Below are 11,879 nucleotides of genomic sequence, written 5' to 3'. Positions count from 1 at the left end.
ATGGATAAAAATCAGCAACGGTGGACAAATTATCGATTAGCCATATCGAAAGTTTAACAGGCATTAAGGCCCATACTTTACGCATTTGGGAACAGCGTTACAACCTGTCGCGCTGCAAACGTACCGGCACCAACATACGTTATTACGACAGCGAAGACCTCCGCTTCTTTTTAAATGTAGCCACTTTAAGCCACAACGGTTTTAAGATCAGCGAAATATCTAAAATGCCCGAAAAGGATATAGATGCATTGGTGCATCAAATCAACACCGGAGCTGCCCAACCTGATTTTAAAATTAAACAGCTGTTAAATGCTACCGTAGCTATGGACGCCAACGCGTTTGATGAAAGTTTGGATACTTTCACTTTAGAAATGGGAATGCAACAAACGATGGAGAAAGTGGTTTTCCCCTTTTTGCATCAGATAGGCAATTTATGGCAAAGTAAAACCATAAACGTTGCGCACGAGCATTTTGCAAGCCACAAAATTGCCCAAAAAATAAGTGTAGAAACACGTTCTCTGAAAAGCACTGAGAGAATGGATGCAAGAAAATATCTGCTTTTTTTGCCACCACAAGAACAGCATGAACTTAGCCTTTTATATGCCGAATATTTATTAAAAAAAGCCGGACACAAAGTGCTGTACCTCGGTGCCGATTTACCTTATGCGATTTTGCAAGAAGCTAGCGACTTTTTTAAACCAGATTACGCCCTTACTGTTTTAACTAGTGCTTACAGTTATGCGACTGTTGAAGATATTTTAAAAAGCCTTTGTAATATTTTAAACGCCCCACTTTTAGTAAGCGGTTATGCTGTTTTGCAGGATATTAAATTTTCTCATCATCACTTGCATGTATTACCGGGTATTGAAGCTTTTAAGAAGATGATACATTGATTTAATTTTTCGATGGCTTATATTAACGAACAAAAATTGCCTTCGCCAATAAGGAAGTCGCAACTCTTTGTAACATTCTTAGTGTTTGATGAGGCGCTATTTTACTAAGTTGGCAAAGCCATATTTCTCATTGGCATAAGCCCGTCACAAAGCGCCATAAATCCTAATTATTTCGTGTTTTCCCAACCTATTTTGTTTACTTTTGCTGGCAAACAGATTTATTTTTAGATGGATAATTTATCTTATCTCAGCAACGCAGATTCCGCTTATATTGATTCGCTCTACCAATCATACAAGCAAGACCCCCAATCTGTAGATTTTGGATGGCAAAAATTTTTTGAAGGCTTTGATTTCGGTCAGCAAAGCGAGAGTCCGGGTGGCGAAAATGCAAGCCCAGAGAGCGCGGCACATGCTTTAAAAGAAATTAACGTGCTTGGTATGATTTACGGTTTCCGTAGCCGTGGCCACCTTTTCACCAAGACCAACCCTGTGCGCGAACGTCGCAAGTACTTCCCAGGAAAAGAGCTGGAAACTTTCGGGCTTTCTGAGGCAGATTTGGATACCGTTTTTAACGCAGGCGTTGAGGTAGGCTTAGGTCCTGCCAAACTCAGAGACATCTACCAGCTTTTAGAAGAAACTTACTGCCAGTCTATCGGCATTGAATATACGTACATGCGTAACCCCATCAAACTAAAATGGTTTGAAGAACGCATGGAGAAAAACCGCAACAAACCGGCTTTTGATGTCGAGACAAAAAAACGCATCCTTAACAAACTAAACCAAGCAGTTGCTTTTGAAAGCTTTTTAGGAACTAAATTTTTAGGCCAAAAACGTTTTTCTTTAGAAGGTGCAGAAGCATTAATTCCGGCGCTGGATTCTGTTATTGAAAAAGGGGCTGACCTAGAAATTGAGGAATTTGTAATTGGTATGGCGCACCGCGGCAGATTAAACGTGCTGGCCAATATCATGGGCAAAACCTACAAAGATATTTTCTCTGAATTTGAAGGTAAATACAATAAAGATTTGCCTTTCGGAGGCGATGTAAAATACCACTTAGGCTTTTCTACCGATGTAGAAACTTCTTCGGGCAAAAAAGTGCATTTAAGCCTTTGCCCTAACCCGTCGCATTTGGAAACAGTTGCTGCGGTTGTTGAGGGGATCACCCGCTCTAAAATGGACATGAAATATCAGCGCGATTATAAACGTATTGCTCCGATATTGTTGCATGGTGACGCGTCCATTGCTGGCCAAGGCTTGGTATATGAAGTTTTACAGATGTCTAAATTGGATGCTTACACCACCGGCGGAACCATCCATTTGGTAATTAACAATCAAGTTGGTTTTACCACCAATTACAAAGACGCGCGCTCATCTACTTATTGTACCGATATTGCGAAAGTTACCCTTTCACCGGTTTTCCATGTAAATGGCGATGATGTTGAGGCCTTAGTTTATGCCATTAATATGGCGATGGAATACCGCCAACGTTTCCATAACGACGTATTTATCGATATTTTATGCTACCGCAGATTTGGCCATAACGAAGCTGACGAGCCTAGGTTTACACAACCAATTCTTTATAAAGCCATTGAAAAACACCCTAATCCGCGCGAGATTTATGTAGAAAAACTACTATCGCAAGGGGCGGTTGATAAAAAGTTGGCCAAGCAAATGGAAAAAGAGTTTAAAGACCTTTTGCAAGAGCGTTTAAACGAATCTAAAGAAGACCCGGGAGCACCAACTAACCCAGCGTTTTCTGGAGCCTGGACCGAGTTTAGGTTTTCTTCAGAAAAGGATTTTGAAAGCTCTCCGGATACATCAGTAAAAAAAGACGAATTATTAAACGTAGCGAAAGCAATTTCGCATTTGCCATCAGATAAAAAGTTTTTATCCAAAATTGAACGCTTATTTGGCGAACGATTAAAAATGGCCACAGAAACACATGTTTTTGATTGGGCCATGGCCGAGTTGATGGCCTACGGAACATTGGTTAAAGAGGGCCGACGAGTACGTATCAGCGGTCAGGATGTGGAACGCGGTACTTTCTCGCACCGCCATGCAGTAGTTAAAGTTGAAGATTCTGAAGAAGAATACACGCCATTGGCACATGTTGCAGAAGGGCAGGCTAGCTTTGAAATCTACAATTCGCACTTATCTGAATATGGGGTTTTAGGTTTCGAATATGGTTATGCAATGGCCAACCCATACGCTCTAACCATTTGGGAAGCACAGTTTGGAGATTTCTTTAATGGCGCTCAAATTATTGTAGACCAATACGTTTCATCTGCCGAAACAAAATGGCAACGTGCTAACGGCTTGGTAATTTTATTGCCTCACGGCTACGAAGGCCAGGGACCAGAACACTCGTCGGCGCGTATTGAACGTTTCTTAGAGCTTTGCGCCGAGTACAATATGCAGGTGCTTAACTGCACCACTCCAGCGCAGTTTTTCCACGCATTGCGTCGCCAATTAAAACGCGATATCCGCAAACCGATGATTAACTTTTCTCCAAAAAGCCTGTTAAGACATCCTAAATGCGTATCACCTCTGAAGGATTTTACAGACGGAAAATTCCAGGAAGTAATAGATGACGCATCGGCTAAAGCCGAAAAAGTGAAACGCGTGTTATTCTGCTCGGGCAAAATCTACTACGATTTAATAGAGGAGAAAGAAAAAGATGCGCGTGAAGACGTTGCCGTGGTGCGTTTAGAGCAAATGTACCCAACGCCGTACAAACAAATGGACGCTATAAAAGCAAAATACAAAAACGCTCACTTTATCTGGGTGCAAGAAGAGCCAGAAAATATGGGACCTTGGCCATTTATTTCGCGTATATTTAGGAAATCTGAATTTGATTTTGATGTAATTTCCAGAAAACCGGCGAGCAGTCCGGCAACAGGTTTTGCAAAACAACACTTGGCCCAACAAGCCCATATTGTTGCGAAAGCTTTTGAGCTTAAAAACATCGAAGAAGTAAAAGAAATAGTAAAAAAAGCCTCTAAAGCGAAAACCGCTAAGGTAGATTAAGGTTACAGGGGCAATACAATAAAATATTTATGAGCTTAGAAATGAAAGTGCCTGCAGTAGGCGAATCTATTATCGAAGTAATTTTATCGAAATGGCTGAAACAAGACGGCGAACAAGTGGAAATGGACGAAGTTATTGCCGAGCTTGAATCGGACAAAGCAACTTTTGAACTTACAGCAGAAAGTGCCGGTACATTAAAGCATTTAGCGCAAGAGGGTGACACGCTAGAAATAGGCCAAGCGGTTTGTAGCATAGAAGAAGGCGGTACCGCTGGGACAAAAAGTGAAAAACCGGAAGCTGAAAGCGAAGAAACAGCGCCCGAACCTGCAAATTCGGATGCTGCCGAAAGCGCAGAGACTACCATAAAAGTACCTGCTGTTGGCGAGTCAATTACGGAAGTCACCTTAACCAAATGGTTAAAACAAGATGGCGAAGCCGTAGAATTAGATGAGGTAATTGCCGAGTTAGAATCTGACAAAGCAACTTTTGAATTGCCTGCCGAAGCCGCCGGTATTTTACATACCGTGGCTAATGAAGGTGATGCTTTAGAAATTGGTGCTGTGGTTGCTACCATTAGCGGTGGTGCAGGGAAAGCGAAAAGCGAAAAACCAAAACAAGAAAACACAGAATCTGCAAAAGCCGAAAAATCTGGTTCTTCTTATGCAGATAAATCGCCTTCACCGGCGGCGGCTAAAATATTAGCAGAAAAAGGAATTGACCCTAAATCTGTAAACAGCACCGGGGTAGATGGTCGTATTACCAAAGCAGATGCTCTGAACGCACAAAAACCAGCCACTTCACAAGCCAAAACCGAAAAAACTGCTTCAACAACAAGCGGTTCTACCTCAACAGCAGCGGTTGCTACAGCCGGAGCAAGAGACGAGCGCCGCGAGAAAATGACGTCACTACGCAAAACCATCTCTAAACGTTTGGTGACCGTTAAAAACGAGACGGCAATGTTAACCACTTTTAACGAGGTGAACATGGCACCAATTATGGAGTTGCGTAAAAAGTATAAAGATTCTTTTAAAGAAAAACACGGCGTAGGCTTAGGCTTTATGTCTTTTTTTACCAAGGCGGTAACCGAGGCTTTAAAAGATTTTCCTGCGGTGGGCGCTCGCATCGAAGGCGAAGAGTTGGTTTACAGCAATTTTGCCGACGTTTCTATTGCGGTATCTGCCCCGAAAGGCTTAGTGGTTCCTGTTATTAGAAATGCAGAAAGCATGAGCATGGCAGAAATCGAGAAAGAAGTGGTGCGCTTGGCCATACGTGCGCGCGAAGGTAAATTAGGTATTGATGAAATGACCGGCGGAACTTTCACCATCACTAACGGTGGTATTTTTGGCTCTATGCTGTCTACGCCAATCATTAACGCGCCACAATCCGCTATCTTAGGTATGCACAATATTGTTGAGCGTCCGGTTGCGGAAAACGGCCAAGTGGTCATTCGCCCAATGATGTATTTAGCACTTTCTTATGATCATCGGGTAATTGACGGGCGCGAGTCGGTTAGTTTCTTGGTAAAAGTAAAACAGTTATTAGAAGATCCAGCACGTTTGTTGTTGGGCATCTAAGATAAATATTTCAAAATTTAGAAACCTCTGCACCCAAAAAGTCCAGAGGTTTTGTTTTATTAGCGAAAAATCACCAGATGAAGAAAAATATATTTTTGCTGTTTTTATTTGCTTGCGCGATGTTTAAAACGGCAAGTGCGCAACAATTGGAAGGCGCTATTAATTTTCACGGCTTTGTAGATAACCGGGAATATGCCAAATCTAGCCGTTATTCTCCTACGTATTTTGGCGCCCGTTTTTCACCAGAGGTTGGTATCTTGGTAGATAGTGCACATCGTTTCCGTATCGGAGTAAATATTTTAAAACAATTTGGCTCAAAAGATTTTGCAGATAAAATAAGCCCCGTTATTTATTATCAATACCAAAAACAGAAGCATAATTTTTTTATTGGAGCTTTTCCGCGGTTAAACCTGATTGATGACTATCCTATTGCCTTACTTTCTGATACCCTAAACTATTTTAGGCCAAACATAGAAGGCATGTTTTACCAATATAAAACCGCAAACTTTAAGCAAAACCTGTGGATAGATTGGACAGGCAAACAAACCGCTACCGACCGCGAAACGTTCCTTTTCGGCTTTTCGGGTAAATATCAACCGGGACTATTTTATTTAAGCCATTACGCCTACATGTTTCATAATGCGCTATCAGCTAATTCGCCACCCAACCAGCATTTAGAAGATAACGGCGCGGTAGAATTGCTATTGGGCTTAGATTTTAGCAAAAAAACTTTTTTGGATTCACTAACCATTAGCGCTGGACCGTTGGTTACTATAGAGCGCACGCGTAACGTTACCGGCATACAAACTCCAGCGGGTTTAATTACCTATCTTTACGCCGCCTATAAACAGTTTGCTGTGAAAAATACTTTTTACAAGGGTGAAGGTCATCACCTGATTAATGGTGATATGTTTTACAGCGCCAAACAATATGATCGTTTAGATGTTAGTTGGAAACCCATTAAGTATAAAAATATTGAAGGAGGCTTTGTATTCTCGTCCCACTTTTTGAATGGTGTTATCGACAGTCAGCAAGCTTTTTCATTGCGATACGCACTCTCGGGAAGTAAAAACCTAGACAAAAAACGATGATTTACCACAATTCTTTCATGTCGATTGAATCGACATGAAAGAATAACGTGTCGAAAAAATCAAAAAAAATCGACATGAGAAACAAACATGTCGATTGAATCGACATATCATTTTGAAAGAATTTGCATCAATCCTTTATTTATATAGTAGGTTTCTTTACCGATTTTTACCGACTCTAAGAAGCCCGTTTTTTCTAACTTTTTAAGATATTCTGATGCCGTTTGCCGTTTAGCAATACCATTTTCCTCCAAAATTTTTATCTTAATGTAAGGATAGCTGTATAACAAATCTGACAATTCTCTGGAGTAAGAGGCTTTTAAAGCTTTCTTGATTTTTTCTTCCGAAGCGCTTTTTAACTCTAAAATTGCATTTATTTTATTCAACGTGAGGGCAGAAGTTTCTCCGACACCTTTAACAATAAACAATACCCATTCTTTCCAATTTCCCAGCTCCGTAACTTCGCGAAGCAAACGATAATAGTCGGATTTATTTTGGATGATATAATAACTTAGATACAAAACCGGTAAATTAATTAGATTCTGATTAATCAGATACAACACATTTAAAATCCGCCCGGTACGCCCATTCCCGTCAGAGAAGGGATGTATCGCTTCAAACTGATAATGAATTAGGGCCATCTTTATCAAACTATCTAAATCAGAAAGGCCATTATCATTAACAAAGTTTTCCAGTGCCTTTAGCTTTTCGCGTATTACCTCCTCACCTTCTGGCGGTGTATAAACCACTTGATTGTTGCTAGGATTAGCCAATTTTGTTCCCGTAGTTTTACGGATGTTCTCGTCGGTATTCCTCAGTCTTTGCATTACGCCCACCAATAAATTGGTGCTGATGATTCCGCTTTTGTGCATCTGTTCCAATCCCCAATACATGGCTTCGCGGTATTGGATCACCTCTTTTGCGGCCGCATTTTTCAAGGTATCAGAAATCCGCAACGTCTCTTTGTAAAGCTCATCCTGTGTGGTCACAATATTTTCTATCGCACTAGACTCTTTACTTTCTTGCAACACAATGGTGTTTAGCAACAAATTAGGATTAGGTAAGGTTTGACAATAGCCTTTAAGCTCTGCCAAAAGCTTGTTTGCTTGTATGGTCGCTTTTAAAACCTCCACGTTCTCTAAATCTGCTTTCGGCGGAAGCGGAGCAAGGGCATTAAAAGGCTTATTCTTATCAAATCCTTTCATTTTGGATGTGTTCGTTAAAATTTAGACCGAGAAAAACGTATCGAAAATAACCACAAAAATCGACATGAAAAACAAACGTGTCGAAAAAATCAAAAAAAATCGACATGAAAAAATAAACGTGTCGATTGAATGGACATGTTTAAAAGAATAATTTTAGGTCGCGATTTCTGCGCAATAGGGATTGCAACAGCTCCTTTGAAGTCGAGGGCTATTTTACCACTTGATTAATCATCTGGATATAATCTGCTATTCCTTTTTCTATCTCTTCCAGATAAATAAACTCATCTGCCGTATGCGAACGCGCAGAATCTCCTGGACCGCATTTTAACGAAGGGATATCTAACAGCGATTGATCTGAAGTTGTTGGCGAGCCATATGTTTTTTTACCCATAGCTATGCCCGCTTGCACAATAGGATGCTCTTTTGGAATAGAGGAAGGTTTTAAACGGATAGAACGCGGAACAACTTCGCAACTTACAAACTCGCGGATGATTTTTAACACGTCTTGGTTGCTGTAAGCATCCGTTACGCGAACATCAACCGTAAAGGTGCAATTATCCGGCACCACATTATGCAAAGTACCCGCGTTGATGATGGTTACCGTCATTTTCACTGGGCCCAAAGTTTCCGACTGTTTGGTAAAGCGGTAGTTTTGAAACCACTGTATGTCTTTTAAAGCTTTGTAAATCGCATTGTCGCCCTCATCACGCGCGGCATGTCCAGATTTTCCCTTGGCATAGCAATCCAGCACTAAAAGACCTTTTTCTGCAATGGCCAAATCCATTAAAGTGGGTTCGCCGATGATGGCAAAATCCAGCTTTCCCAGTTCTTTAATGATAGATTCCAAACCACCTTTACCCGAGTTTTCTTCTTCTGCAGTGGTGGCAATGGCAATATTGTATTTTAGGTTTTGCGCTTCATAAAAATGAAGAAAAATAGCTATTAAAGAAACCAAACAGCCACCTGCGTCATTGCTTCCTAAACCGTAAAGTTTGCCGTCCTCCACATCTGGCGAAAAAGGATCGCGCGTATAACTCTTATTAGGTTTTACGGTATCGTGGTGCGAGTTGAGTAAAAGCGTTGGTTTATTGGCGTCAAAATATTTGTTATAGGCCCAAATATTATAGCCTTTGGTATGGAAGACAACACCTTTCTGGGTGAAAAAATCGCAAAGAATTTTAAACGTATCTGCTTCCTCTTTACTAAAAGACGGCGTAGAAATTAAACGTTTTAAAAGCTCAACCGCCTCATTATAAAGTGTGTTTTCTGTCATAATCCAATTTCTTTTGCTCTTTTCTTCCTTGCTCCTCACTCTTTATTCTATGTTCCTCACTCTTTCACATAAAGTTCTCCGGCAATTTTTGCCGATGTTTTGATGCCTTTTATCATTGCCGAGCTAAAACCGTTGTGTTCCATTTCATTTAAGCCGGCAATAGTGCAGCCTTTTGGCGAAGTAACCTTATCAATCTCCCGCTCAGGGTGCGATGCCAGTTGCAACAGCAAATCTGCTGCGCCTTTTGCAGTTTGTGCCGCCATCATCAGCGCATCATGCGCATGGAAACCTACCTCTACCCCGCCTTGTGATGCTGCACGGATAGAGCGCAAAAAGAAGGCTATGCCACAGGCACATAGCGCAGTAGCAGAGGTCATTAGTTCTTCTTGGATTTGGATGGAAACACCAACGGTATCAAACATTTCTTTCACTAAACTCAGGTTTTCTTCCGATGCGTTATCTGTTGCAAAGCAAGTCATAGACTGCTGTATTGCGATTGCCGTGTTTGGCATAACGCGCACCACTTGCAGGTTAGGGTATAGCTTTTCTTTAATGTTTTTGCAGGTTACGCCAGATACTACCGAAGTAAAAAGCTGGCTCTCGGGATTGATTGAGGGCTTAACCTCGTCTAAAACTTTATTAACCTGTTGTGGCAGCACGGCTAACACGATAATATCGGCATCTTTTACCGCTTCGGCATTATTGTTTGAAGTTATAAAACCTTGGCTGGCATATTCGCTTAATCCGCCAAGGTTGCGTCGCGTTAACGTAATGGACGATGCCTTATAAAGTCCACTTTTCACCAAACCTTTGGCTAAAGCCAAACCCATATTTCCGCTGCCTATGATGGTTAATTTTTTCATTTCTGTTAGGTGTTAGTTTGTTAGGTGATCTTCTTTTTATAAGCCTATTTAACCAATTTTGTCCCAAATTCTTGTCCGTCATCCAAATCGTCCAAATCATCGGCTTTGCCAATATAAACCGCCGAGACACCGTTTTTGATGGCTTCAAAAGCATTATGCAATTTAGGCAACATTCCATCAGCAACAATACCCTTTGCCTTCAAATCTTCATATTTTTCGGGGTTAATTTCCCGTATCACAGAACTTTCATCATCTACATCAATCAACACTCCTTTTTTCTCAAAACAATAAACCAGTTGCGTTTGGTAATATTTAGCCATTGCCACAGCCAAAGCAGAAGCAATAGTATCGGCATTGGTGTTTAAAAGTTGACTGGCACCATCATGGGTGATGGCAGAAAACACGGGGATAAAACCGTTGTCCAGTAATTTCAACAAACTTTCACTGTTAACAGACGCATCATCTAAATCACCTACAAAGCCAAAATCGACTTTTTGGGTAATCCCGTCTGCCTTTGAAAATACCTGCTGAACCGCACGTTTCTGTGCAGTAATTAAATTACCATCGGCACCGCTTAATCCCAAGGCGTTACAGCCAAACATTTGCAACTGCGCCACCAAGTTTTTGCTGATTAAACCCGCATAAACCATGGTAACAATACGTAAAGTTTCGATATCTGTGATACGCCGACCGTTTACCATTTTAGCTTCTATCCGCATTTCATTGGCCAGCTTGGTTGCCATTTTACCCCCTCCGTGCACCAGTATTTTGTTGCCTTTAAGCGATGCGAAACATTTCAAAAATTGGTGAAGCTTTTCGGAATTGTCGATTACATTTCCGCCAATTTTGATGATATACAGTGTCTTACCTCGGCCCTCTCCGAAGGAGAGGGAGGCAGAACCTGACATATTTTGAGTACTTACTGAATCCATAAATGAAATTTCCGACTACGTTTGGAGTCGCCAATTAAGGAAAATCTTCCGCCAGCTGGCGGAGGGTTTAGGTGAGGCTTAAGCCCTCCAACATATTTTTTAATACTGCCTGTGCCGCCCAAACACGGTTATTTGCTTGGTTAAGCACTAATGAATTTGGGCCGTCGAGCACCTCGTGCGAAAGCTCTAAACCTCTGCGCACCGGCAAACAGTGCATTACGCCGGCATTATTAGTTAATTTGAGCTTTTCATTAGTGATGGCCCAGCCTTCGCCATCTGTTAAAACTTTGCCGTAATCATTATAAGAGGACCAGTTTTTCACATACACAAAATCGGCACCGGCTAAGGCTTCATCCTGGTTATTGGTAACAATGGCATCTCCAACAAACTCAGGCGCTAAATCGTAACCTTGCGGATGGGTAATTACAAAATCATAATCTGCGCGGTTCATCCACTCTGCAAAAGAATTGGCAACGGCCTGTGGCAAGGGCTTAACATGCGGTGCCCACGTTAAAACAACGCGAGGTTTAGCAGTTTTCTTTAGCTCCTCTATGGTAATCAAATCTGCCAAACTTTGCAATGGATGGCGCGTTGCCGACTCTAGACTTACTACCGGAACACCGCTAAATTTCACGAATTTATTGAAGATGGTTTCGGCATAATCTTCATCCCTATTTACCAAGCTAGGAAAAGAGCGGAAACCGATGATGTCGCAATATTGGCCCATTACACCGGCCGCCTCGCGGATATGTTCAACGGTAGAGCCGTTCATAATTACCCCGTCGCGTGTTTCTAATGCCCAGCCCTCTTTATCTAAGTTCATCACAATAACCTGCATACCCAGGTTCATAGCCGCCTTTTGGGTGCTTAAACGGGTGCGCAAACTAGGATTCAGAAAAATTAGCCCAAGGGTTTTATGCTTGCCCAACTGTTCATCTACAAAAGGTTTTTTCTTTAACGATATTGCTTGAGAAACTAATTTTTGTACATCTGCGACATCGTTAACTGAAGAAAATATTTTCAT

General features: G+C 41.5%; 9 protein-coding genes. 4 read left to right on the top strand and 5 right to left on the bottom strand.

Annotated features, from left to right (window positions below; all coding sequences use genetic code 11):
• Positions 1-20 precede the first annotated feature (20 nt).
• From BCY91_RS07925 to BCY91_RS07910, 4 genes are all read left to right on the top strand, one after another.
• Complete coding sequence (locus tag BCY91_RS07925; protein WP_120181414.1) at positions 21-893, top strand: MerR family transcriptional regulator; 873 nt, start codon at positions 21-23, stop codon at positions 891-893.
• A gap of 228 nt (positions 894-1,121) precedes the next feature.
• A complete protein-coding gene (locus tag BCY91_RS07920; RefSeq protein WP_120181413.1) occupies positions 1,122-3,920 on the top strand; it encodes a 2-oxoglutarate dehydrogenase E1 component in 2,799 nt (932 codons plus the stop codon).
• A 29-nt stretch (positions 3,921-3,949) separates the two neighbouring features.
• Entirely contained in the window at positions 3,950-5,494 is a 1,545-nt protein-coding gene (gene odhB, locus BCY91_RS07915; RefSeq protein WP_120181412.1) for a 2-oxoglutarate dehydrogenase complex dihydrolipoyllysine-residue succinyltransferase, read from the top strand.
• A 77-nt stretch (positions 5,495-5,571) separates the two neighbouring features.
• Entirely contained in the window at positions 5,572-6,585 is a 1,014-nt protein-coding gene (locus BCY91_RS07910) for a hypothetical protein (RefSeq protein WP_120181411.1), read from the top strand.
• 107 nt (positions 6,586-6,692) lie between these two features.
• Here the strand turns inward: BCY91_RS07910 and BCY91_RS07905 are convergent, their stop codons facing one another.
• The 5 genes from BCY91_RS07905 to BCY91_RS07885 form a co-directional block, all read right to left on the bottom strand.
• Complete coding sequence (locus BCY91_RS07905; protein WP_120181410.1) at positions 6,693-7,787, bottom strand: Fic family protein; 1,095 nt, start codon at positions 7,785-7,787, stop codon at positions 6,693-6,695.
• A gap of 208 nt (positions 7,788-7,995) precedes the next feature.
• On the bottom strand, positions 7,996-9,060 hold the full coding sequence (locus tag BCY91_RS07900) for a M20 family metallo-hydrolase (protein ID WP_120181508.1): 1,065 nt from the start codon (positions 9,058-9,060) through the stop codon (positions 7,996-7,998).
• Between the two features lie 56 nt (positions 9,061-9,116).
• Complete coding sequence (gene proC, locus BCY91_RS07895; protein WP_120181409.1) at positions 9,117-9,923, bottom strand: pyrroline-5-carboxylate reductase; 807 nt, start codon at positions 9,921-9,923, stop codon at positions 9,117-9,119.
• A gap of 44 nt (positions 9,924-9,967) precedes the next feature.
• The gene (argB, locus tag BCY91_RS07890) at positions 9,968-10,831 is read right to left on the bottom strand and encodes an acetylglutamate kinase (protein WP_245989041.1); all 864 of its coding nucleotides are present in this window, start codon (positions 10,829-10,831) and stop codon (positions 9,968-9,970) included.
• Between the two features lie 91 nt (positions 10,832-10,922).
• Complete coding sequence (locus BCY91_RS07885) at positions 10,923-11,879, bottom strand: Rossmann-fold NAD(P)-binding domain-containing protein (protein ID WP_120181407.1); 957 nt, start codon at positions 11,877-11,879, stop codon at positions 10,923-10,925.

The organism is Pelobium manganitolerans (genome assembly GCF_003609575.1).
Classification (GTDB): Bacteria; Bacteroidota; Bacteroidia; order Sphingobacteriales; family Sphingobacteriaceae; genus Pseudopedobacter; species Pseudopedobacter manganitolerans.
Note: the sequence above shows the minus strand (reverse complement) of the source record. Positions and strands in the feature narration are given on the sequence as shown.